Origin of the sequence: Rhizobium azibense (assembly GCF_004342325.1) — a bacterium.
In the GTDB taxonomy this organism is placed as follows: domain Bacteria; phylum Pseudomonadota; class Alphaproteobacteria; order Rhizobiales; family Rhizobiaceae; genus Rhizobium; species Rhizobium etli_B.
Genome location: NZ_SMBJ01000007.1, coordinates 246495 through 269456 on the forward strand (window position 1 = coordinate 246495; position 22962 = coordinate 269456).

A 22962-nucleotide genomic window follows, 5' to 3' on the forward strand; every position below is an offset into this window, starting at 1 on the left:
ACCGGGGGGTGAGCATGGGGGGGCGGTTGGCGAGCGTCGGCGCGGAAGAGACCCTGCTTTGCGAAGGCTGGAACCTGGTCCTGACGGAACCGGGAGCTTGGTTGACGCCGCATGACATCCCACCGTCTTCGAGGTTTATTGCCGCACCTGTTCCCGGCACTGTGGCTGACGCTTTGGAGCGCGCCGGTCTCTTCGATCGCGAAAATCCGGAGCCGCTGAATACTAAGGATGCCTGGTACGTCTGCCGGCTCTTCGACGCCCAGCCAGGCGATGCCATACTTCGTTTCGGTGGACTTGCGACGCTCTGCCACGTCTTTCTGAATGGGCAGGAAATCCTCTCTTCCGAGAGCATGTTCACGGCGCATGAAATCCCCGTCACGCTTATGGGCGGCGATGATCTGGTCCTTTGTTTCCGTGCCCTCGGTCCCCGCCTGAGCGAGCCCGGGGCCCGCGCCCGGTGGCGTCCTCAGATGATCGCGCCGCAGGGACTGAGGAACTTTCGTACGACGCTGCTTGGGCACATGCCTGGCTGGTGCCCGGAAATTCACGCTGTCGGGCCGTGGCGGCCGATTACGCTTGTTCGCCGCAACATGATGTCGATCGACAATGTCTCGATCCGCGCTGTGCTGGAAAATGGGGTCGGCCGCCTCAGTGTTTCGCTGCACGCCGATGCCGAAAATCCCGAGATGCTGCTTCGCTGCGGGGAGGTGGAGCAAGGCTTTGAGAAGATCGGCGGAAATCATTATTCGGCGATCCTCAAGCTGCCGGAGGTCACGCCCTGGTGGCCGCATACGCACGGGACCCCGCATCTTTACGAGCTGACGCTCATTTCGCACGGCACAGAATATTCGCTCGGAAAGACCGGCTTCCGGCGGATCGAAATCGATCGTGGCGCCGATGGCAACGGGTTCGGCCTTCGAGTGAATGGTGAGCCCGTCTTTTGCCGCGGTGCTGTCTGGACGACGGCCGATATCGTTCGCCTGCCGGGTGTCCGAGCGGACTACGAGCCCTATTTGCGCCTTGCTGCCGGCGCCGGCATGAACATGATCCGCATCGGCGGCACGATGGCTTACGAGACGCCAGAGTTCTTCGGGCTTTGCGATGAACTCGGCATTCTTGTCTGGCAGGACTTCATGTTCGCCAATTTCGACTATCCGCGAAGCGACAAGGCCTTCACGGGCCACGTTCATGCCGAAGTCGAGGGCTTCATCCATGGAGTTCAGGCTTCTCCTTCGCTGGCGGTTCTTTGCGGCGGAAGCGAGATTTATCAACAGGCGGCGATGCTTGGGTTGCCGCAGGAATTCTGGCGCGGACCGCTGACGGAGGATGTCATCCCGGCGATCGCAGAGCGTATGCGCCCCGACGTGCCCTACGTGCCGAACTCCCCTAACGGTGGGGCCATGCCGTTCTCGCCAAATGCCGGCGTTACCCATTATTACGGCATTGGTGCCTATATGCGCCCGCTGGAGGATGCTCGCCGCGCCGACGTCCGGTTTGCCGCAGAAACCCTGGCCTTCGCCCATGCACCGCAACAAAAAACGTTGCAGCGGCATCTGGATGTTCCGGCCGTCCATAGTCCGCAGTGGAAGGCACGTGTTCCACGCGATCGCGGCGCCTCATGGGATTTCGAGGATGTTCGCGACTTCTATCTGGAGCAACTTTATAACGTCGACCCAGCGGCGCTGCGCCGCCAAGACCCGGAGCGCTACCTCGATTTGTCCCGCGCCGTGACAGGCGAGGTTCTGATGGAAACCTACGCCGAATGGCGGCGCAAGGGGTCAGCCTGCACCGGTGCTCTTGTCTGGACGCTCCAGGATATTCTGCCTGGTCCAGGTTGGGGCGTTGTCGATTCCACCGGGGAGCCAAAACCGGTGTGGTATGCCATGCGCCGCGCTTTCCGCCCGATTCAAGTGCTGCTGACGGACGAGGGCACGAATGGCCTCGACGTGCATCTCATCAACGAAACCGGCGAAAGCCTGCCGGTTGAGCTTGAAGTCCTCTGCCTGCGAGATGGCAAGCAGAGAGCCGTCGGCGGCAGCCAAGCACTGATACTTGCACCACGATCCAAGGAAAAGCTCGCCGCGACCGAGCTCTTCGGTGCCTTTTTCGACACGACCTATGCTTTCCGTTTCGGTCCGCCCTCCCATAACGTAACCGTTGCGCGGCTGCGCTCAGCCGATGGCGGCATGCTTGCCGAAGCATTCCATTTCCCCCTCGGACGGTCGAAGGCGTTTCACGATGCCACGATCGATGGGAAGGTGGTAGAAGATGGCGACAACTGGACCCTTGAGTTGCAGGCCGATCGCTTTGCACAGTCCGTTCACGTCGAGGTCCCAAATTACCGTGCAGCCGACGACTGGTTCCATCTGGCGCCAGGTTCGCAAAAGCGCGTCAGATTGCATGCCCTTGCAGGCGCGACGCAGGGGAAGGCGCCCTCAGGTGAAATCAGGACGTTGGGAGGTTCGCGTATCTTGGCGATTTGACTGCTTGGCTGCGGTCCTCACGCGGTATTGCCTGGCGCGTTCCGATCTTCAGCGATACGGAGCGGACTTCCTGAAGGTAGAAGGACTGGGCATGCGCCTGTGTAAGATTGTGATCGGCTTCCGGGATGATGTTGAGCCTGACATTGCCGTAGCGTTTCAGATATGAGCCATTCTTGCCAAAATGATCGTTGAACTGCTCAAGACCGGTATCATGGGCGGTATAGATCAGCGACACCTCGACCTTGCGGGCGTTCAGGGACTGGAAGAGATCGAGAATTGCAGTACGCTCCTCGGAGCGGAACGGCGCGAAATCCAGCATCGGACGGCTTAGCCGGATCGCTCGTCGCATGAGCGAGGTGATGAAATTTTTGATTGCCCGCGGGACATCGATTTCGCCACGCAACAACCGCTTTAGGGTCTCGAACTGCAGCAGCTTAAGGCGGTATGTTTCGAGCGAACGCGGCACGTGGCGAAGCGATGCGTCGACCGTGAGCTTGCCGGACCAGTGAAAGACATAGGGATTGGCGGCAATCAAGCCGCTGGAGCGTTCATCCCAGAGACTGCCCTGGAAAGCGAGGTAACCGCCGCTGCAGCGGCCGACAAGCACGGCAGGCAGAAGCTTGGATGATTCCAGAAGATCGAAGGCCGCCGTGATCTCTTCGTTCTGTCGCCTGGAATAGAGCACCTGCTCTGGCGCGCCCGGCGTGGGAGGGCTATCTGCGACATTAGCATTGTCGAAGCGCAGCGAGGGAATGCCGTCGCGGGCAAGCGCGCGTGCCATTTTTACGGATGTACGGCCCCAGCCCGCGTTCCGGTCGTAAGCCGTCGTCAGGATGATTGCGGTTGCACCACGACGCGCAGCCGTGGGCTGGCAAAGAATGCCGTAGAGTTCTCCAGCCTTTCCAAACCGCAGCGGCACCTCGGTGAACTCGCTGGTCTTAAGCGGTGCCGCAGTCGGGCGCTGCCTTGGCGTTGGCGTTTCCATCTTGGGCGTGGAAATCGATTTCACCCATTCGACGATGCAATTGCCGGTCTCTACCGGTATCGTTGCGATCGTCGGATTGAAGACGAGTTCGTCATAGCCGCGGTAGACAGCTTCCTGCGTGTCCGGATGCAGGTCTTTGACATGGGCGGCAAAATCTTCGTCGGCCGAACGATTCGGACGTGTGAGCACCAGGCAGTTTGCTGCAGCAAGCTTCGAAAGCTCCATGAGGTTTATCTTGCGAACCTCCGCGGCGATTTCGTCCGACATACGAAGGCCGGCGATCCATACGCCCTGTGTTTCGCGCTGGCTTTCGGCAACGCCCATTCCGTCGTCGATCATCTTCGACCAAACGGAGAGTTCACGCAGGTAGAGCCGGCCGGAGATTGCCGGCGCCATCAGTGCAATGCCCTCGACGCCACCCAGCCTTTGTGCCAGATCGACCGCAATCGTGCTGCCGAGACTTTGGCTCACAAGTATGATGCTGTCACAGCCGGAAAGCGATTTCAGCTGCGCTGCAGCCTGTTCTGCCGTTTCGAGCCAGACGGCTAGGCCGCGGCTGTGGTCGGCTACCTCCAGCGCGTCTCCGGTTCCCGCGTAATCGAAGCGCAGGCTTGCCACACCCGCTTCGGCAAGTTCTTCCGCCAGGACACGGAAGAACTTGCGGGTGCACATTTCCTCAAATCCCCAGGGACTGACAAACAGAACGGCCGTGGATTTGCGTAGGGCTTGGCTGGCAGGTGCGAAAAGGCCGATCGTGCCGGCAAAAGTCACCGGCTCGGCCGCTGCGGCAGCCTTTCGAGTTGTCTTGCTTTTGTTGGTATCCAGCCCCGTGCTCATTTCCATTCCTCGTCATGCTCTGCGCGGCGTGAGCAGCGCCAGCGCATGAAATGCTAGTGGATGCGCCATCTTCGGCAGGCGATCTACGATCTGTTCCATCACCGCAATGTCGGCAGCCGGAACAGCGTTCAGCAGGCGCAGGGCGATCCCATAGGCGCCCGCTGCTGCGACAACCGCGACAGCAAGACCGCCAATTCCTGGAACGAAATGGATCGCTCCATATGCTGTCGCCCCGCAAAGGGCCGCAGCAGCGGCGATGCGCAGAATTGGAACCGATATTTGGTAGATCGGGCCGTCGAGGTCGATCCGCGCGACCATCAACGTGCACATGACCGTAAATGCCAGAAAACGAATTGCCGCAGCGCCTTCTCCGCCGAACCAGGGTACGGCGGCAAAGCAACCCACGGCGAGTACAAGACTGGCTATGCCTGCAATCATCAGCCGTTCGCCGATTCGATTGACGGAATAAAGATATTGCGTGCAGATCTGCGTGAAGACGTAAGGTATGGCCGTCAGCGCCAAGATGGCAACCGTGCCGCCGGCCGGCGCGAAGGGCTGACCGAAGATGGCAACGACGAGCGGCTTGGCGATGGCGGCAAGACCGAAGCTCATTGGCAGCGTGATGTAGGCAATGCTCCGAACCACCCCTTCAAAGATGCTTGCAGGGAGTTTGCCGTTGGGATTGGAATGAATCTTTTCCGAATAATAGGGGATAAGGCTACCGCTCAGTTGGACGGGAAGCTGCAGCGCGAGATTGGCCAGCGACAAACCGACGGCGTAATAGCCGACCGCCTCCACGCCAAAGTCCTTCTGAAGGAAGAAGAGCTCGATGCGGTTTAGGAAGATCGATGTGTTTGCGTATTCCAAGGACAGAATGAATGAAGAGCTTGCAAGATAATTCACGCCGATACCACATGAGCTTGCGCGGACCGAGGCAATCCTGAGGGTAAAGAGGAACATCAGGAACTGACCGGCTGCATAACCGGCCAAGGCGCCGCTGACGCCATAAAGCAGCGCACCTGCAAGCACGATGACGACCTGCAGGATGGAGCTTGCGATCGTCAGCCGAAAATAAGGCGAAAGGTTCTGCTCCCCGATGAGATAGTTCTTCGTGTAAGCGCCGATCGACTGGAAAAGGAAGAGGACGCCGGTGATGACAATCACGGCCGGGGTCCCGACGGCCCAATGAAGCTGCTCGGCTTCGAAGTAGACGAGGAAATAAACGGCGAGCACCAGCAGCGACGCAACGATCGTTGGCCGTACGAGATAGGCTGCAAAGCTGCGGCGTTCTTCGTAGGATCTGCCCTGGGCCCGCAGTTGCGGCAGGATGCGCAGAAGCATGACGCCAGTGCCTAGTTCTGCGACAAGCGCTCCGGTCGTTACCAGCCACAGGGAAAATGCGATTATCCCGTTCGCTTCCGGGCCGAGCAGGCGCGCGGCAATGATCGAACATGCAAAACCCGTCGCAAGCAGTGTCAGGCCTGCTGCCGCATTGAGCGCCGAGTTTGCCATTATGCTCTTCGCCATGAATACTACCGCTTTTCCTTTTCCCGGAGACCACAGCGCATAATGAAGTGTCTATTTCAGATACCTTAATATTTGCCGCTTAAAGTCCAGTTAAACGTCGCACCGGTGGTCATCATGAGAATCGCCGAGAATTGCCGGCTTTCTGCCTTCAGGGGTATCGATTGTTCAGTCTCATTGTCTGTACCGTTGATCGTTTCGATCAACTCGAGCGTCTCTTTCAATCATTGGCAAGGCAGACGCTGAAGACCTTTGAAATCATTCTGGTTGATCAGAATGGAGATGGCCGGCTGATCGATCTGGTGGAACGCTTCGCTTCCTCCTTTCCCATTCGCCATCTCCGCTCCGGGCGCGGGCTTTCTCATGCGCGCAACAACGGAATTGCGAAAGCGTCGGGAAGCTATGTGTGCTTTCCGGACGACGACTGCTGGTACGAGCCGGCTACTTTGGAAACCGCAGCGCGGCTCTTTCGAGAAAACCCCGCCCTTTCGATCGTAACGGGGCGAACGCTTGATGCGGACGGCAACCCCTCCGTTAGCCCGACAGGGGATCGCAGCGTAGAGATATCCCGCAGGAATTATCTGAGTTGCGGCAATTCGAACGGCATCTTCGTTCGTCGCGAAGCGCTTTCTTCAATCGGCGGCTTCGACGAGAATCTGGGCGTCGGGTCGGCATCGCCGTTTCAAAGCGCAGAGGAGGCCGATCTCCTGCTGCGTTTCGTCGGGGCTGGCCAAAAACTCGCGTATTTCCCGCAGCTCATCGTCCATCATGATCAGGTCGTGAGCGTGATCGGCACCCAGCAGATCGAACGGGCCCGAAAATACGGCCGCGGTTTCGGTGCGCTGCTGCGCAAGCACGATTTCTCCTTGCCCTACGTAACCTACAGAGTTGCACGCCCGGCGATCGGCTGGCTTGTCGCCTGCTTCCGCTGCAATGCGGATGAAGCGGCGTTCAAGCGAGCATGGCTCAAAGGGATCGTCGAAGGGTACAAGGCTTGGCCGAAATGGAACGGCATTGATCAGTCGCTCAGGATTGAATCGTAGACGCTGAAATAGCGCCCCGCCACCGTTTGCCACGAATACCGGCCGGCTTCCTGCATCAGCGTCAGGCGAATGCCTGCCGGATCAGCTGGAAGGGCAAGATAGGCCGATTCGAGAATATCGGCCGAGGCTTGCGGATCGGAAAAGTCGGCAAGGCGGAGCAACGGATGTTTTGCGGCCAGACCGCAATAGGCTGCATTTGCGTTGAGTACCGGCAGAAGGCCGGCACTCATGGCTTCAAGGGCGACAAGTCCGAAGCCTTCATATTCAGAGGCGGAAGCGAAAATCGACGTTCTGCCAATAAGGCGTGCAATCGAATCGTTGTCCGGCGAAACAGTCAGCGTCACGGTCGTTTCGAGCCCGCGTGCCTGGATTTCCCGCCGCAGGTCTGCTTCCCTGAGGTCGGATTCAGACCCGACGATGTCGAGGTGCCATTCCCGATTGCGTGCTTTCAGGACGACCATGACATCCAGCAGATGATCCAGGCGCTTGTTGATGGAAAAGCGGCCGATGGTAATGATGCGGCGCTGGGGTTGGTGGGATGCGCTGTCGGCGAATTTGCCGATGTCCACGCCGTTTTCGATCAGGATGCTCGTTCCTGGCGATATCTTGCGAAACTGCTGCAGATCCGACAGGCTGCAGCCGACGATGCGCGTGTAGGCCGTTGCCGACATGCGTGTCAGGGTCTGGAACCAAAGCTTCTTGATCGCGGCATAGTTTCGAGTGTGGAAGAAGCCGCCGTGAGTGGTCACGATCATCGGCTTGCCATGCAGGAAGCGTCCCAGGGCCAATGCATCGAAGAAGAAGTCGATCGCGTGCACGTGAATGACGGCCGCGTCCCCCAGGTGGCGAAAGACTTGCGGCGCGATCGGATAGCGCCGGCTGCCTGACCAGGGGATGCGGACCACCTCGATGCCGTCGATCGTCTCATGAGCGGGCAGTTTGTTGTCCCGCGACGTGAAGAGCGAATCGAGCGTTATGACGCGGACGCGGTAGCCGTACTTGATCGTCTGGTAGGCAAGATTGGCGACAACGTCTTCGAGCCCGCCGCGATTGGGCAAGAACTGGCGCACGACATGCACGATCAGTGGCACAACACCTGCCTGCGGCACCGACGTGACGGTCTCTGTTTCCACTGCTGACATCGTTCACCTTCCGGCCACACGGCCGCAACTCGGCTTTGACCAGATAATGGATGGCGTTAAAACGCGGTTTACGGAAAAGACCGGCGGATAGATTGTTGCGGAAGAAGGTTAATCCTATCGGTCAGAAGGCCTTGAAGGTCAGCGTCGTCAGCGAGCGAACAATGCCCGGAATATTGGCAATGTTGTCATTGATGAACTTGCCGATGTCCTGGCCCTCCTCGATATAGACCTTGAGAAGCAGGTCGTAATCGCCGCTCGTCGAATAAAGCTCCGAGACGCGTTCGGTCTGGTAGATCGCGTCGGCAACCTCGTAGGTCTTGCCGGGCGCGCATTGGAGCTGGACGAAAATGGGTTTCATGGGCGTTTCCTGCGAAAAATTCTGATGGGGCGCATAATGCTCGAAAGCGCTCTTCCGATGCAAGCCGTTCCGTCATCCTGCTTTTGCTTCTGCGGTGATCCAGCCGCGAAAGGCTGAAAGCGGCGCATAGTCGGCGCGCTCGAAAGGACAGGCGAGATAATAACTTTCGCTGCTTTCCATTTCCCGGCCGATCGCCGCGACAAGATCACCGCGCTTCAGCTCGTCCTGAATGAGAAATGTCGGCAGCAGCCCGACGCCGAGGCCGGTGATCGCTGCCTGGGCCGCCGTCGCAAACTGGTCGACCAACATGCCGTGTACGTTCTGGAAGGCGACTCTGTTATCGGCAAACCATCGCTCCCATGCATCAGGGCGGGTCGTCAGATGCAATAGGGGTACATCCAGCAGGTCCTCAGGTTTGGTGATGGCGTGCTGCCTCAGGAAGGCGGGGCTGCAGGCTGCAACGGTTTTTTCGGACATCAGGAAGGTCAATTCCGCTCCCGGCCAATGCGGATGGCCGAAGTGAATAGCCGCGTCGATGGAATCGAGCCGGAAATCGAAGGAGGAGAGCCGGGTGACGAGATTGATCGTAACGCCTGGATTCTGGCTCAGGAACCGGTCGAGGCGCGGTGCCAGCCAGCGGGTGCCGAAGGTCGGCAGGATGGCGAGGTTCAGCGTTCCCCCATGTGGATTAGCGCGCAGGTTCAGCGAAGCGCTGGAAATTCGGCGAAGTGCTTCGCGGATCTCGCGGGCGTAGCTGTCGCCCGCAAGCGTGAGGCGCACCGTCTGGCGTTCGCGAAGAAAAAGTTCAGCGCCAAGCTGTTCTTCAAGAGCCTTGATCTGGCGGCTGACAGCGCTCTGGGTAAGGTCGAGCTCGCGTGCTGCCGCCGTCACACTGCCGGTTCGGGCAACGGCCTCGAAGGCGGCAAGCAATGAGATCGACGGCAGAAATCGTCGCGAGGGCAGCATGGTTCATTCCAATTGAGAATGATCTGTTTCCAAAACGTCGATATTCACGCCGCAGGAGCCTTTGTAAAGAGCTCTATCCTGCAAAATCGGAATGACCCGGAGTTCTGATGCCGAGTACCTTCGTTTCCACCGACTGTATCCGTTCGCTCTTCACCGAAGCGATGTCTCAGATGTATCGCACGGAGGTGCCGCAATACGGCACGCTGATCGAGCTTGTGGCCGACGTGAATGCGGGAGTCTTGGCAAGGAACCCCAAATTGCGCGAGCGGCTGGACCGCGCCGGCGAACTCGATCGCATCGATGTCGAGCGCCATGGGGCAATCCGCCTCGGCACGGCTGATGAGCTGTTCACCATCCGCCGTCTGTTCGCCGTCATGGGCATGCAGGCGGTGGGTTACTACGATCTTTCAGTTGCGGGCGTGCCGGTGCACTCCACCTGTTTCCGGCCGGTCGATCAGGCAGCGCTCAACGTCAATCCGTTCCGCGTCTTTACCTCGCTGCTCCGGCTCGAATTGATCGACGACCGGGGACTTCGCGCCGAGGCGCAGACCATTCTGGCCAAGCGGCAAATCTATACGTCGCGCGCCATTGCCTTGATCGAGCGCCATGAGCAGAATGGCGGCCTGACGGAGGCAGAAGCCACCGAATTCGTCGCCGAGGCGCTCGAAACCTTCCGCTGGCATGGCGAAGCAACAGTCAGTGCACCAACCTACAGGCGTCTGCACGATGCCCATCGCCTGATTGCCGATGTGGTCAGCTTCAAGGGCCCCCATATCAACCATCTGACGCCGCGTACGCTTGATATCGACGAGGTGCAGCGGCGCATGCCGGAGCGCGGCATCACGCCGAAGGCCATCATCGAAGGTCCGCCACGGCGCGACTGCGATATCCTGCTGCGCCAGACAAGTTTCAAGGCGCTGGAGGAGCCGATCGCCTTTGCAGATGAAGCGGGCAAGACGCTGGGCACCCATACGGCCCGCTTCGGCGAGATCGAGCAGCGCGGCGTTGCGCTGACAAAAAAGGGGCGCGCACTCTACGACCGGCTGCTTGCCTCTGTGCGCAGCGAGGTGCAGGTCGGCGCTGCGGGAACCAAGGCAAATGATTATGATTGCGAGCTTGCGGAGCGCTTCAAATCGTTGCCCGACAGTTGGGATGCGCTGCGCCGGGATGAACTTGCCTTCTTTCACTATTCAGCCACGCCTGCCGGCATCGCGGCTGCCGCCGAGGGCGAGTTGCCGCCCGATCTGGAGTTGTTGATCGCCAAGCGCTATCTCGCTTTCGATCCGCTGGTCTATGAGGATTTCTTACCAGTCAGCGCGGCAGGCATCTTTCAATCCAATCTCGGTAGCGATCAGCAGGAGAACTATGCCACGCGCTCCAACCGAACAGTTTTCGAAGAAGCGTTGGGCGCGGCCGTGCAGGACGACCTGAAGCTCTATGCCGAGCGCCAGTCGTCTTCTTTCGACTTCGCGATGAAGACGCTGGGGATCGTCGGCCTGGCGTTGAAAACCGTTGACTGAGACTGCTTCCGCAATGCCGTGGACGGCGCTAGAGTGCCTGCCGCGATTGCTTTGAATGGACTGGCCATGCTGAATGATCCCCGCTCCCACGGGCTCTGGGAAAGGACCGCACCGCTGCCGCCCGAGACATCGGCTCTTCACGGCATGGCGTCGGCCGATGTGGTGATTGTCGGCGGCGGCTACACCGGGCTGTCGTCCGGTCTTCATCTTGCCGAGGCCGGTTCGAAGGTCGTGCTGTTGGAGGCCAAGGAGATCGGTTTTGGTGGGGCTGGCCGCAATGTCGGACTGATCAATGCCGGCATGTGGGTGATGCCGGACGATCTGCCTGGCGTTCTCGGTGAGATCTACGGCGATCGCCTGCTCGATATGCTGGGCGAGGCGCCTCGCCTTGTCATGGAGTTGATCGAAAAGCACGACATCGCCTGCGAGCTTGAAAAGAACGGTACGCTGCATTGCGCCGTCGGTGCGCACGGGTTGAGGGAAATTAAGGCGCGTGCTGCGCAGTGGTCCGCGCGCGGGGCGAAGGTGATGCTGCTCGATGCCGCAGAAACCGCCCGTCGCGTTGGCAGCAGTGCCTATGCCGGATCGCTGCTCGATATGCGTGCGGGAACACTGCAGCCGCTCGCTTATGCTCGAGGTCTGGCGCATGCGGGTATCAAGGCGGGCGTTTCGATTCATACGTCGAGCCCTGTCATCGCAACCGAGCGAAACGGCAGCCGATGGACGGTGAAGACTGACAGCGGCCAAGTGACCGCTGACTGGATTATCGTCGCGACGGATGCTTATAGCACCGGGCCATGGGAACAGGTCCGTGGCGAGCAAGTGCATCTTCCCTACTTCAATTTCGCGACGGCGCCGCTCAGCGACAATCTGCGCAAATCACTTCTGCCCGGTCGCGAGGGCTGTTGGGATACGCGGGAAATCCTGTCCTCATTCCGGATGGATCATGCCGGGCGCCTGATCTTCGGCAGTGTCGGAGCGCTGCGCAATACCGGCGCTGCAGTTCACAAAGGCTGGGCGAAACGATCGCTGAAGAGGCTCTTTCCGCAGATCGGCGACGTCGAATTCGAATATGAATGGTACGGCAAGATCGGCATGACCGACAATGCGCTGCCGCGCTTTCACAAGTTCGCGCCGAATGCCGTTGGCTTCTCCGGCTATAATGGCCGGGGCATTGCGCCTGGTACGGTCTTCGGCCGCACGCTGGCACAGCATATATTGGGCAGGATCGCGGAAGCGGACCTGCCCTTGCCGGTCACGGACCTGCGCAAACCCGGTTTCCGCGCGCTCAGGGAAATGTGGTACGAAGCCGGCGCCCAGGTCGCTCACTTCGCCGACGCGCGCTTTTGAGTAGAAGCTCGCAATCAAGAACAAGAAAGTTGGAAACACGACAATGACCATCGCTACGCTCGATCTCGCAGCCGAGACGCAGAAACTGCTTTCCGAACTTGGTGTCGACGCGGCCCGCTATACCGGCGGCTCGCTGCGCGTCGCTTCGCCGATCACCGGCAGGGAAATCGGCCTGCTCAAGGAACATTCCGTCGCTGATGCCAAAAAGGCGATCGACGAAGCGCACAAGGCATTTGCTGAATGGCGCGCAGTCCCTGCGCCCAAGCGCGGCGAACTCGTCCGCTTGCTTGGCGAGGAGCTTCGCGCGGCAAAGCCGGCGCTCGGCCGTCTCGTTTCCGTCGAGGTCGGCAAGATCACGTCCGAAGGTCTCGGCGAAGTCCAGGAAATGATCGACATCTGCGACTTCGCAGTCGGCCTTTCACGCCAGCTCTACGGCCTGACGATTGCAACAGAGCGCTCCGAGCACCGCATGATGGAAAGCTGGCATCCGCTCGGCGTGGTCGGCATCATTTCGGCCTTCAACTTCCCGGTCGCGGTCTGGTCGTGGAATGCAGCGCTTGCCCTCGTCTGCGGCAATTCCACCGTTTGGAAGCCGTCGGAAAAAACGCCGCTGACGGCACTTGCCGTACAGGCGCTGTTCGAAAAGGCTCTGAAGCGCTTCGTCGCCGAAGGCGGGCAGGCACCGGCGAACCTTTCGACGCTGCTGATTGGCGGCCGCGATGTCGGTGAGGTCCTCGTCGATCACCCGAAGGTACCGCTGATTTCCGCCACCGGCTCCACGGCCATGGGTCGCGCCGTCGGCCCGCGCCTGTCGCAGCGCTTTGCCCGTGCTATCCTTGAACTCGGCGGCAACAATGCCGCCATCATCTGCCCGACAGCCGATCTCGATCTGACCCTGCGCGGCGTTGCCTTTTCGTCGATGGGAACCGCCGGCCAGCGCTGCACGACGCTTCGCCGTCTCTTCGTGCACGAAAGCATCTACGACAAACTCGTGCCTCGCCTGCAGAAAGCCTATCAATCGGTCCCGATCGGCAATCCCCTGGAAAACGGGACGCTTGTCGGTCCGCTGATCGACAAAGCGGCCTTCGAGAAGATGCAGTCGGCTCTGTCCGAGGCAAGGTCGGCTGGCGGCAAGGTCACGGGCGGCGAGCGCGTCGAAAACGGGGCTGCCGAAGCCTTCTATGTGCGTCCGGCGCTTGTCTTGATGCCGTCTCAGACCGGTCCTGTCGAACACGAGACCTTCGCACCGATCCTATATGTCATGAAGTACACCGATTTCGACGACGTGCTGGACCTGCACAATGCCGTGCCGCAGGGCCTCTCCTCCTCGATCTTCACCAATGACATGCGTGAAGCCGAAACCTTCGTTTCCGCCCGCGGTTCGGATTGCGGCATCGCCAACGTCAATCTCGGCCCGTCGGGCGCCGAAATCGGCGGTGCTTTCGGCGGCGAAAAGGAAACTGGGGGTGGCCGCGAATCCGGCTCGGATGCCTGGAAGGCCTACATGCGCCGCGCGACGAACACGATCAACTACGGCAAGACGCTGCCGCTCGCCCAAGGTGTCAAGTTCGACGTCGAGTGATCGAGAGCCGCGTTGAATCTGAAGGGACGATGACGTAACACCGTCATCGTCCCTTCTTTTTTTGCCCAAGGTTTTTTCTCCATGCACATGACACTTGCCGCAGCCGAAGCGCTGGTCATCGACGCGTTGAAGCGAAGCGGAGTAGAGGAGGGCAATGCGCGCTCCGTCGCGCGTGCGCTGGTTGCCGCAGAAGCCGCAGGACAGGGTGGCCACGGGCTGCGCCGCGTCCTGGCCTATGCGGCCCAGGCAAGGTCCGGAAAGGTCGACGGAATAGCCAAGCCGGTCGTTTTCCAGCCCTTTCCGTCCATCATCCAGATCGACGCCTGCCACGGCTATGCTTATCCGGCTTTCGATCTCGCCGTGCCGTTGCTGTCGGAGACGGCGCGCAAACAGGGCATTGGGCTTGCCGCCATCCGCCGCTCGCATCATGCAGGTGTACTTGCGCTGACCGTCGAACGGTTTGCCGAAGCTGGCCTCGTGGCGCTGATGGTTGCGAATGCCACGGCTTCAATGGCTGCCTGGGGCGGACGCAAGCCCGTCTTCGGCACCAATCCCATTGCCTTTGCAGCGCCCGTTCCCGGAGACGATCCGATTGTCATCGACCTTGCATTGTCGCGCGTTGCGCGTGGCAAGATCATGGCCGCCCGGCAAAAGGGAGCATCGATCCCGTCGGATTGGGCCCTTGATCGTGACGGCCAGCCGACAACCGATGCGGTTGCCGCTCTGGAGGGCACCATGGTGCCGTCCGGCGAGGCCAAGGGTGCTGCCCTTGCCATGATGGTCGAAATTCTCGCAGCACCGCTTGCGGGTGCCAATTTTTCCTTTGAATCCACGTCTTTGTTCGATGACAAAGGAACAGCGCCCGGCCTTGGGCAGACCTTGATCGTCATCAATCCCGAAGCCAGCGGTGGAAGCTTCGCGGTATCGCGTCTGGGCGAGCTTGCCGCTCAAATTTCTTCCGATCCCGGCGTGCGCCTGCCCGGTCGCCGTGGTCAGAGCGCTCGAAAATACGCGCTGGAGCATGGCATCGAAGTCGAGGATGACGTGATCGACGCCATTCTGGCCATATAGGACATTCTAGAGTTGATGGATGGGTTCAAGTATTTGTGAAGGCCGGCGGCAAGGCGAAACTTGAAACCCGAAATCAAGAAAAATATACCGGGCGCGCATCACCCGGGACTTTGGGTGACACCGCCATGGAGAGCATCATGAAAATTTCTCTTGCGCGCTTTTCCGCGCTTGCTTTGGCCGCCTCTGTTCTTGCTGCGACGGCGCTGGCATCCAGCGCGCATGCGCAGGAATCCGATGGTATCGTCGTCTATAACGCTCAGCACGAAAGCCTCGGCCGCGAATGGATCGATGCCTTCACCAAGCAGACCGGCATTAAGGTCACGATGCGCCAAGGCAGCGATATGCAGTTCGCCAACCAGATCGTCCAGGAAGGCGACGCTTCCCCGGCCGACGTCTTCCTGACCGAGAACTCTCCGGCGATGGCGCTCGTCGATTCCGCGGGCCTTTTTGCCCCAGTCGACAAGGAAACGCTTGATCTGGTCCCGGCGCAGTACCGTCCGGCCGATGGCATGTGGACCGGGATCGCCGCCCGCTCGACGGTGTTTGTCTATGACAAGACCAAGCTTACCGAAGACAAGCTGCCGAAGTCGATGCTCGATCTCGCCGATCCGGCCTGGAAGGGCCGTTGGGGCGCGTCGCCTGCCGGTGCCGATTTCCAAGCGATCGTCGGTGCGCTGCTGCAGCTGAAGGGCGAAGAAGCAACGGTTCAATGGTTGAAGGCGATGAAGGAAAACGCAACGCCTTACAAGGGCAACAGCATTGCCATGAAGGCTGTCAATGCCGGCGAAGTCGAAGGCGCGCTCATCTATCATTACTATTGGTTCGGCGATCAGGCGAAGACTGGCGAAAACAGCAAGAATGTCGGCCTGCATTACTTCAAGAACCAGGACCCGGGCGCGTTCGTCAGCGTATCGGGCGGCGGCATCCTGAAGTCGACGCAGCATATGAAGGAAGCCCAGGCGTTCTTGAAGTTCGTCGCCGGCAAAGCCGGGCAGGACATCTTGAAGAACGGCACGTCCTACGAATACGCAGTCAGCGGCCAGTCGAACGACAAGCTCGTCCCGCTTGCCGATCTGAATGCGCCGAAGGTTGAGGCTTCGGAGCTTGACAGCAAGAAAGTCGTCGAGCTGATGACGGCGGCGGGGCTGATCTGAGCCTTCCTGCCGCAGGCCCATTGAGTCAAAACTATTGCTTTTGGCTCAAGAAAACCTTACGGCATGACCATTCCGGCAACCGCTTCAAAAAGGGACGGTTGCCTTCCTTTTCCAGCGTATCAAAGGCGTCGGCCTTGCTGCAAGACAACAGATCGCTTGTTTGCGGGCTCGCGCCCGGCAATGGAGCGCCAGTCAGCGGGACAGGTTTCCTGCGCGGGCGCATGCCGCACGCCTCCGTCGTCGTCTTTGCAACGCTTATCGCAATTTTGAGCCTCGTGCCGCTTGGCTTCATCGGTTGGATGACCGTCAATGTCGGCTGGCAGACGGTCAAGGAGCTGGTCTTCCGGCCCCGTGTCGGCGAACTGCTCGTCAACACGATCTTCCTCGAGGCGCTCACCATTCCCCTGTCGATTGCTCTTGCCGTGACGCTCGCCTGGCTGACGGAGCGGACCGATGTCCCGTTTCCGCGGTTCTGGTCCTGGCTTGCCGTTGCGCCGCTTGCCGTTCCAGCCTTCGTGCACAGCTATGCCTGGGTGAGCCTCGTTCCCGGCATGCGCGGCCTGCAGAGCGGCGTCTTTGTTTCCGTGCTCGCCTATTATCCTTTTCTCTATCTGCCGGTCGCTGCTGCTCTTCGCCGCCTCGATCCGGCGATCGAGGACGCTGCTGCGTCACTTGGACTAAATCCCTGGCGCGTCTTCTTCCGCACGATCCTGCCGCAGTTGCGGCTTGCGATCTGTGGAGGCTCGCTCTTGATCGGGCTGCATCTCCTGTCGGAATACGGGCTTTACGTGATGATCCGCTTCGACACCTTTTCGACCGCGATCGTCGATCAGTTCCAGTCGGCCTATAACAGCCCTGCGGCCAATATGCTCGGCGGTGTGCTGGTCGCTTTTTGTCTTTTCCTGCTTGGCCTAGAAATCCTGCTGCGCGGCAACGAGCGCTACGCCCGCGTCGGATCCGGTTCCGCACGTCCCGCCGATCGCCGTCGTCTCGGCTGGTTTGTCGTACCTGCCATTCTGCTGCCGGGCACGCTTGCGGTGCTGACGCTCGGTGTCCCGCTGATGACGCTCGGCCGCTGGCTCTATCTCGGCGGCGGCGAGATCTGGCGGCTGGATGCGGTCGGAAATGCGTTCGTTCAGACGATCGTCCTTGCCGTCGCAGGCGGCGTGCTGACGACGATCGCGGCCGCGCCCATGGCCTGGCTTTCGGTCCGCGCCCCGGGGCGGTTCCAGCGCTTGCTCGAAGGCTGCCACTATTATGTCGGCTCGCTTCCGGGCGTCGTCGTGGCGCTTGCCTTGGTGACGATCACCGTGCGGCTGGCGCTGCCGCTCTACCAGACTTTTGCGACCCTCATCGTTGCCTATGTCCTGCTTTTCCTGCCGCGTGCGATGGTCGGACTTCGTGCCAGCATCGCACAAGCACCTGTCGAGCTGGAACGGGCTGCCATGTGCCTGGGGCGCACGCCATCGCAGGCCGTGCGCCAGATTACCATGCGCCTTGCTGCCCCGGGCTTTGCTGCAAGCATTGCGCTGTCGGCGCTTGGCATTACCAACGAACTGACGGCAACGCTGATGTTGTCGCCGAACGGCGTTGAAACGCTGGCAACGAAATTCTGGTCTCTGACCAGCGAAATCGACTATGTGTCGGCCGCTCCCTATGCGGTGATGATGATCGTGCTGTCGCTGCCGCTGACCCTTCTTCTTTATGCCCAATCGAAACGGACCGCCGGCCAATGACCCTGCTTACGATCCAGTCTGTCAGCAAGCGCTATGGCCAAGTGACAGCCCTGGACAAGGTGACGCTGAGCGTTGCCGCCGGAAGCCGCACCGCAGTCGTCGGCCCCTCGGGTTCGGGCAAAACGACTTTGCTGCGCATCGTCTCCGGCTTCGAGCGGCCGGATGAAGGGCAGGTCGTCCTCAACGGTGAAGTGCTCGCGGATGGCTCGACAACCGTTCCCGCGCACAAGCGCGGCATCGGCATCGTCTCGCAAGACGGGGCGCTTTTCCCGCATCTGAGCGTTGCCGACAATATCGGCTTCGGTTTCGAGCGAAGCGCTCCCGATCGCGGAAAACGGATCGTCGAACTACTGGATATGGTCGAGCTCGACCGCAACATGCTGACGCGCCGTCCCCACCAGCTTTCGGGCGGCCAGCAGCAGCGCGTGGCTCTGGCAAGAGCCCTCGGCCGCAAGCCGCGCCTCATGCTGCTCGACGAACCCTTCTCCGCACTCGATACCGGCCTTCGCGAACACATGCGCAAGGCTGTCGCGCGTGTGCTGCAGGCGGCGGACATCACGACGATTCTCGTCACCCACGATCAGGCAGAGGCCCTCTCCTTTGCCGATCAGGTCGCGGTGCTCAGGGAAGGAAAGCTGATCCAAGCGGGTTCACCGCAATCCCTCTACCTGCAGCCGAAGGACCGCGAGACCGCACTCTTTCTGGGTGATGCGGTGATGCTTCCGGCGATCATCCGCGATGGCTTTGCCGATTGCGCGCTCGGCCGTGTTGCGGTGGAAGGCAGCCATCAAGGCAAGGCCGAGATCATGCTGCGGCCGGAGCAGATCCGCGTCGTTGCCGATAAAAGCGAACCTGCCCATGGTGGTCGTGTCGTCGAGGTCGAGTTCGGCGGCGCGACCTGCACCGTGGCGGTGTCTCTGGAAGGCGTGGCGCTGCCGCCGATCTTGATCAAGACATCCAGCGTGGCTTTGCCCGAACGCGGCGATCGTGTTCGCCTTGATATCGCCGGCAAGGCGCATGTCTTCGGCCGCCGTTAAGCGGTCTTTCGCGAAACCCTGTCCGTTTCCGCCCGCTCCAGCCAGCCGCCCGTAAAACCGGCCCGTTCAAGGCCGAGACGAATGACCGGCGACTGCCGCATCAATTGCCAGATGAATTCCGACCGATCGTTTTCGATCGTCATCACCAGCAATCCCTGGTCGATCGCGACGCATCGATCGTCAACCCAACCTTCAGGCCGGGCAGTCTTCACCGTCGGGTTGAAGCCGCCTGGAAAGCGGCCTTCACAGAGCAGATCGGGATAGGCGGTGAGCAGCGCCTTCAGGCCATCCAGCGACGCCTGCCGGTCGTAGGGCAATGCCGCAACCGCCGCCCAGGGCGCTATTGTCCCGTCATCCGGGCCAAGCGGTGCACCACGGGCGGCGTAACCCAGCACCTTCGGCCGGCGGCCGCTGCGCATGTTGCGCGTCGGTGGCGGGCCGTCGGTGGCCGAAAGTCCCCAGACATCCTTATGGTAGCCAACGAAGTGTCCGGGGTTGCGTTCGGCATAATCGCGCTGCACGGCGATCGAAACTTGTGTGTTGCAGAAATAGTCCCAGTCGCGGGCGGCCATCTCTCGATCCTGGATCCCGCGGAAGTCGATCCAGGCATGCGGGAAGAGGTGAATGAAGAACGGGCCAGCATAGAGATAGGGCGTTTTGCCGAAGAGCATCCAGGAATAGCTTGAGACGAAGGCATCGTAGCTTGATGGCGGGATCGGATGGGTCGGCGAAGCAAGCGCCAATATATAAAGCAGGAGCGCCTCGTCATATCCTTGCCAGCGCCAGCGCAGAAAGCCACTGCCCGGCTTCCAGCCCATGCTGACGGTCTGCCCCTTGTTCAACGCCCAATGCCAGTCGATGCGCTCATAGATGAATTTCGCGAGTTCGCGGATTTCAGTCTCCACCGCATCGGCCCGATCGAAATAGGCCGCAGCCGTCAGCATGCCGGCGACCAGCAAGGTCGTGTCGATTGTCGAGAGTTCGCTGTTCCAGGCCCGGTGGCCGGTATCCATATGCAGGAAGTGGTAATAGAAGCCGCGATAGCCGGTCGCGTGGCGTTCGCGTCCCTGATGGCTCCTGGCAAAGAAACGCAGCGTCGTGACCGACCTGCCTGCCGCTTCCGCCCGCGTCATCCATCCCCGCTCGGCAGCGACCGCGTAGCTCGAAATCGCAAAGCCGACGGCAGCGATGCTGCAAGGAACTCCGGGCACTGACGTATCCGCGACCAGGCCGTTTTCAAGATTGGTATATTTCAGAAAATAGTCGAATGCGGATTTCTGCAGCCTGTCGATCAGCGCGGCATCCGTGTCGTCAATTCGTTGCAGCATACATCAAACCAAACGTTGCCCGCCCGCGCTCAACATGGCGATGCGTTGCGCGCAAATCAAACTTTTTTCAGCTAATGCGGCAAATGGCTGCGCCCGGCCGTTTTGGCGACGCGGCGTGCGGACATGGCGTTAAACCATTAAACCGCCTCACGGCGGTTTATCATAAGGTTTTGATATGTTTGAAAATTGGAGCGGGCGAAGGGATTTGAACCCTCGACCCCAACCTTGGCAAGGTTGTGCTCTACCCCTGAGCTACACCCGCTCAATCCGCATCGGTCCGGGGTAGTTGGTGGACCGTGGGCTGCCACCTTGCGGCGACGGGCGCTATATGGCCCAATCGATTTTCAAATGCAACAGGGAAATCACCCAAAGGCCAAGAAAAATTCCACGCCGTCAGAAGCTCCTTTTCAAACTGCCGCAAATTCAGGAAAAAGCGTCGATCCGGAAGATTGCAAAACACGTCCCTCCGACTTAATCAGGGGCACCTTATTCTTTCCAGGACGGACGCCGCGATGACCGAAGCCAGGCCGAAAAACAAGAACGATCTTTTCGCCTTCCTCGATGGGCTCGGCATCGCACACAGCACGCATGAGCATGCTCCAGTCTTCACCGTGGCCGAATCGGTGTCGCTGCGCGATGCTATTCCCGGCGGGCATACAAAAAACCTTTTCGTGAAAGATAAGAAGGATCAGTTCTTCCTGCTGACGGTCGAGGAGCATGCCGTAGTCGATCTCAAGACAGTGCATGCGCTGATCGGCGCCGCCAGCAAGGTTTCGTTTGGCAAGCCGGAAAAGCTGATCGAATATCTTGGCGTGATCCCCGGCGCGGTCACCGCCTTTGGCGCCATCAACGACACGGGCAACAACGTGACCTTCGTTCTCGATGCAGACTTGATGAAGGAGGAGGTCGTCAATTGCCATCCGTTGTCAAACGATGCGACGACATCGATTGCAAGCGCAGATCTCATCCGCTTCATGGAAGCGACCGGCCATAAGCCGCTTGTCTTGAAAGTGACGGCCTGACATACGATTTTAGCGCTAGAAAAAGCCGGGCAACCGGCATGGCGGGAGATACCAATGAGCGGTAGCGACAATTCTTACAGCAATTCCTTCGGCAGTCAGATGTCGGCAACAGCGACCTTCGGTTCGGCGCCGCAGCCGGCGGCCGGCGGCGGACATATCAGGGATACGACAACCGCCACGTTCACGAAGGACGTCATCGAGGAATCGCGCAACCAGCCGGTGCTTGTCGATTTCTGGGCGCCTTGGTGCGGTCCATGCAAACAATTGACGCCAGTCCTCGAAAAGGTGGTCAATGAAGCGCAAGGCCGCGTGAAGCTCGTGAAGATGAATATCGACGATCATCCGTCGATTGCAGGCCAGCTTGGCATCCAGTCGATTCCCGCTGTGATCGCTTTCGTCGGCGGCCGCCCGGCCGACGGTTTCATGGGTGCCGTGCCGGAAAGCCAGATTCGCCAGTTCATCGACCGCATTGCCGGTCCTGCCGGTGCCGACCAGGCCGCGGAGATCGAAGCGGTTCTCGAGGAGGCCGCGGGACTTCTGGCCGCGGGTGACGTTAATGGCGCCGCGCAACTCTACGGCGCGGTTATGCAAGCCGATCCGGAAAATGCCAAGGCGATTGCCGGGATGGCCCAATGCCTGATTGCCGCCAACCAGCATCAGCGCGCTCGCGAAACGCTGACCGATCTGCCGGACGAGCTTGCCAAGGACGCCGGCATTCAGGCCGTCATTACGAAGCTCGATCAGATCGAAGAAGCCCGCAAGCTCGGTGATCCGATCGCCCTCGAACACGACCTTGCGCTCGACCCTGATAACCACGACGCGCGCATGAAGCTTGCCAAGATCCTGAATGTCGAGGGCAAGCGCGACGAGGCGGCCGAGCATCTGCTCCATATCATGCGCAAGGACCGGACCTTCGATGACGACGGCGCACGCCGCCAACTCCTGCAGTTCTTCGAAGTCTGGGGCTTCAAGGATCCGGCAACGCTGTCGGCGCGGCGCAAGCTGTCGGCGATGCTCTTCTCGTAACTTTAAGGCCTTGCCCTTGCGTTTTTGGGCAAGGGCACCACATTTCAGGGGCAGGACAGGGAGCAGCTTTTCGCTCCTGTCGCTTGGGTGTGGGACAAGTTTTGATGCAAGTCGGGAACGCAAGATATTTAAAGCCCGGCGATCTGCCAGATTCGATCGCCGTCTTTCCTCTGACCGGCGCTCTTCTTCTGCCTACGGGACAGCTTCCGTTGAACATTTTCGAACCGCGTTATCTCGCGATGTTTGACGCTGCGTTGGCTGGCAACCGGCTGATCGGCATGGTCCAGCCGGCGCTCGGCGACAACGATTCGACTTCGGGCAACAAAGGCAGCGAACCTCAACTTGCGCCCGTCGGCTGCATCGGCCGGATCACCTCTTTCGCCGAAACAGGCGACGGGCGCTATATCGTTTCGCTGACGGGTGTCTGCCGTTTCCGCCTGCTTGGCGAGAAAATGACGCATGAGCCGTTCAGAAGCTTCCGCATCGCTCCCTTCATTTCCGATCTCTCTGCACGCGACGAGGAAGATGCCGTCGATCGTGGCGCTTTGCTCTCCGCTTTCAGGGCCTATCTCGACGCGAACAAGCTGGAAGCTGATTGGGAAAGCGTAGAGCGCGCCAGCAATCTGACGCTCGTGAATTCGCTTGCGATGATGTCGCCCTTTGGCCCTGCAGAAAAGCAGGCGCTGCTGGAGGCTCCCGATCTCAAAACCAGGGCGGAAACCCTGATCGCTATCACTGAAATCGTGCTTGCGCGGGTCTTCGGTGACTCCGATACGGTTTTGCAGTAATTCATCGGAT

General features: G+C 60.1%; 17 protein-coding genes, 1 tRNA gene and 1 pseudogene. 12 read left to right on the forward strand and 7 right to left on the reverse strand.

Annotated elements, in window-relative coordinates; genetic code table 11:
* Positions 1 to 14 precede the first annotated feature (14 nt).
* Positions 15 to 2483 (forward strand): beta-mannosidase, encoded by a 2469-nt coding sequence (locus EV130_RS19220; protein WP_074062857.1) that lies wholly within the window; start codon positions 15 to 17, stop codon positions 2481 to 2483.
* Here the strand turns inward: EV130_RS19220 and EV130_RS19225 are convergent.
* Entirely contained in the window at positions 2446 to 4305 is a 1860-nt protein-coding gene (locus EV130_RS19225; RefSeq protein ID WP_081377152.1) for a serine aminopeptidase domain-containing protein, read from the reverse strand. The genes EV130_RS19220 and EV130_RS19225 overlap by 38 nt on opposite strands.
* Positions 4306 to 4317: 12 nt before the next feature.
* A complete protein-coding gene (locus EV130_RS19230) occupies positions 4318 to 5832 on the reverse strand; it encodes a lipopolysaccharide biosynthesis protein (RefSeq protein ID WP_132661101.1) in 1515 nt (504 codons plus the stop codon).
* Between the two features lie 161 nt (positions 5833 to 5993).
* Between EV130_RS19230 and EV130_RS19235 the strand changes: the two genes are divergently transcribed.
* Positions 5994 to 6872, forward strand: coding sequence for a glycosyltransferase family 2 protein (locus tag EV130_RS19235; protein WP_074062854.1), 879 nt, complete (start codon positions 5994 to 5996; stop codon positions 6870 to 6872).
* Here the strand turns inward: EV130_RS19235 and EV130_RS19240 are convergent.
* From EV130_RS19240 to EV130_RS19250, 3 genes are all read right to left on the reverse strand, one after another.
* The gene (locus tag EV130_RS19240; RefSeq protein ID WP_074062853.1) at positions 6848 to 8014 is read right to left on the reverse strand and encodes a glycosyltransferase family 4 protein; all 1167 of its coding nucleotides are present in this window, start codon (positions 8012 to 8014) and stop codon (positions 6848 to 6850) included. The two genes, EV130_RS19235 and EV130_RS19240, sit on opposite strands and share 25 nt — an antisense overlap.
* A gap of 121 nt (positions 8015 to 8135) precedes the next feature.
* Positions 8136 to 8372, reverse strand: a complete 237-nt coding sequence (locus EV130_RS19245) for an Lrp/AsnC ligand binding domain-containing protein (RefSeq protein WP_016556708.1) — start codon at positions 8370 to 8372, stop codon at positions 8136 to 8138.
* A 72-nt stretch (positions 8373 to 8444) separates the two neighbouring features.
* On the reverse strand, positions 8445 to 9338 hold the full coding sequence (locus EV130_RS19250; RefSeq protein ID WP_074062852.1) for a LysR family transcriptional regulator: 894 nt from the start codon (positions 9336 to 9338) through the stop codon (positions 8445 to 8447).
* Positions 9339 to 9445: 107 nt separating this feature from the next.
* Between EV130_RS19250 and hglS the strand changes: the two genes are divergently transcribed.
* From hglS to EV130_RS19285, 7 genes and pseudogenes are all read left to right on the forward strand, one after another.
* Complete coding sequence (gene hglS / locus EV130_RS19255) at positions 9446 to 10858, forward strand: 2-oxoadipate dioxygenase/decarboxylase HglS (protein ID WP_074062851.1); 1413 nt, start codon at positions 9446 to 9448, stop codon at positions 10856 to 10858.
* Positions 10859 to 10924: 66 nt separating this feature from the next.
* A complete protein-coding gene (locus EV130_RS19260) occupies positions 10925 to 12208 on the forward strand; it encodes an NAD(P)/FAD-dependent oxidoreductase (protein WP_074063373.1) in 1284 nt (427 codons plus the stop codon).
* Between the two features lie 43 nt (positions 12209 to 12251).
* The gene (gene amaB, locus EV130_RS19265; protein WP_132661104.1) at positions 12252 to 13790 is read left to right on the forward strand and encodes an L-piperidine-6-carboxylate dehydrogenase; all 1539 of its coding nucleotides are present in this window, start codon (positions 12252 to 12254) and stop codon (positions 13788 to 13790) included.
* A gap of 81 nt (positions 13791 to 13871) precedes the next feature.
* Positions 13872 to 14861 (forward strand): Ldh family oxidoreductase, encoded by a 990-nt coding sequence (locus tag EV130_RS19270; RefSeq protein WP_074062849.1) that lies wholly within the window; start codon positions 13872 to 13874, stop codon positions 14859 to 14861.
* A gap of 137 nt (positions 14862 to 14998) precedes the next feature.
* Complete coding sequence (locus EV130_RS19275; protein WP_074062848.1) at positions 14999 to 16015, forward strand: iron ABC transporter substrate-binding protein; 1017 nt, start codon at positions 14999 to 15001, stop codon at positions 16013 to 16015.
* 20 nt (positions 16016 to 16035) lie between these two features.
* A pseudogene (locus EV130_RS19280) lies at positions 16036 to 17751 on the forward strand (ABC transporter permease).
* Entirely contained in the window at positions 17748 to 18788 is a 1041-nt protein-coding gene (locus tag EV130_RS19285) for an ABC transporter ATP-binding protein (RefSeq protein ID WP_074062846.1), read from the forward strand. The pseudogene EV130_RS19280 and the gene EV130_RS19285 overlap by 4 nt, the downstream one beginning before the upstream one ends.
* Here EV130_RS19285 and EV130_RS19290 read toward each other — a convergent pair.
* Both EV130_RS19290 and EV130_RS19295 read right to left on the reverse strand, forming a co-directional pair.
* Entirely contained in the window at positions 18785 to 20116 is a 1332-nt protein-coding gene (locus tag EV130_RS19290; RefSeq protein ID WP_074062845.1) for a glucoamylase family protein, read from the reverse strand. The genes EV130_RS19285 and EV130_RS19290 overlap by 4 nt on opposite strands.
* A 187-nt stretch (positions 20117 to 20303) precedes the next feature.
* Positions 20304 to 20378, reverse strand: a tRNA-Gly gene (locus EV130_RS19295).
* Between the two features lie 250 nt (positions 20379 to 20628).
* Between EV130_RS19295 and EV130_RS19300 the strand changes: the two genes are divergently transcribed.
* The 3 genes from EV130_RS19300 (at position 20629) to EV130_RS19310 (ending at position 22952) form a co-directional block, all read left to right on the forward strand.
* Positions 20629 to 21138: a prolyl-tRNA synthetase associated domain-containing protein gene (locus tag EV130_RS19300; RefSeq protein WP_074062844.1), complete on the forward strand. Its 510-nt coding sequence runs from the start codon at positions 20629 to 20631 to the stop codon at positions 21136 to 21138.
* Between the two features lie 54 nt (positions 21139 to 21192).
* The gene (trxA, locus tag EV130_RS19305; RefSeq protein WP_074062843.1) at positions 21193 to 22164 is read left to right on the forward strand and encodes a thioredoxin; all 972 of its coding nucleotides are present in this window, start codon (positions 21193 to 21195) and stop codon (positions 22162 to 22164) included.
* Positions 22165 to 22268: 104 nt separating this feature from the next.
* A complete protein-coding gene (locus tag EV130_RS19310) occupies positions 22269 to 22952 on the forward strand; it encodes an LON peptidase substrate-binding domain-containing protein (RefSeq protein WP_074062842.1) in 684 nt (227 codons plus the stop codon).
* Positions 22953 to 22962: the final 10 nt, after the last annotated feature.

Coding starts and splice junctions, on each gene's coding strand:
- trxA (WP_074062843.1), top strand. CDS start 21,193: ATGAGCGGTAGCGACAATTCTTACAGCAATTCCTTCGGCAGTCAGATG.
- EV130_RS19275 (WP_074062848.1), top strand. CDS start 14,999: ATGAAAATTTCTCTTGCGCGCTTTTCCGCGCTTGCTTTGGCCGCCTCT.
- EV130_RS19245 (WP_016556708.1), bottom strand. CDS start 8,372: ATGAAACCCATTTTCGTCCAGCTCCAATGCGCGCCCGGCAAGACCTAC.
- EV130_RS19220 (WP_074062857.1), top strand. CDS start 15: ATGGGGGGGCGGTTGGCGAGCGTCGGCGCGGAAGAGACCCTGCTTTGC.
- amaB (WP_132661104.1), top strand. CDS start 12,252: ATGACCATCGCTACGCTCGATCTCGCAGCCGAGACGCAGAAACTGCTT.
- EV130_RS19270 (WP_074062849.1), top strand. CDS start 13,872: ATGCACATGACACTTGCCGCAGCCGAAGCGCTGGTCATCGACGCGTTG.
- EV130_RS19250 (WP_074062852.1), bottom strand. CDS start 9,338: ATGCTGCCCTCGCGACGATTTCTGCCGTCGATCTCATTGCTTGCCGCC.
- EV130_RS19300 (WP_074062844.1), top strand. CDS start 20,629: ATGACCGAAGCCAGGCCGAAAAACAAGAACGATCTTTTCGCCTTCCTC.
- hglS (WP_074062851.1), top strand. CDS start 9,446: ATGCCGAGTACCTTCGTTTCCACCGACTGTATCCGTTCGCTCTTCACC.
- EV130_RS19230 (WP_132661101.1), bottom strand. CDS start 5,832: ATGGCGAAGAGCATAATGGCAAACTCGGCGCTCAATGCGGCAGCAGGC.
- EV130_RS19240 (WP_074062853.1), bottom strand. CDS start 8,014: ATGTCAGCAGTGGAAACAGAGACCGTCACGTCGGTGCCGCAGGCAGGT.
- EV130_RS19260 (WP_074063373.1), top strand. CDS start 10,925: ATGCTGAATGATCCCCGCTCCCACGGGCTCTGGGAAAGGACCGCACCG.
- EV130_RS19290 (WP_074062845.1), bottom strand. CDS start 20,116: ATGCTGCAACGAATTGACGACACGGATGCCGCGCTGATCGACAGGCTG.
- EV130_RS19310 (WP_074062842.1), top strand. CDS start 22,269: ATGCAAGTCGGGAACGCAAGATATTTAAAGCCCGGCGATCTGCCAGAT.
- EV130_RS19285 (WP_074062846.1), top strand. CDS start 17,748: ATGACCCTGCTTACGATCCAGTCTGTCAGCAAGCGCTATGGCCAAGTG.
- EV130_RS19225 (WP_081377152.1), bottom strand. CDS start 4,305: ATGAGCACGGGGCTGGATACCAACAAAAGCAAGACAACTCGAAAGGCT.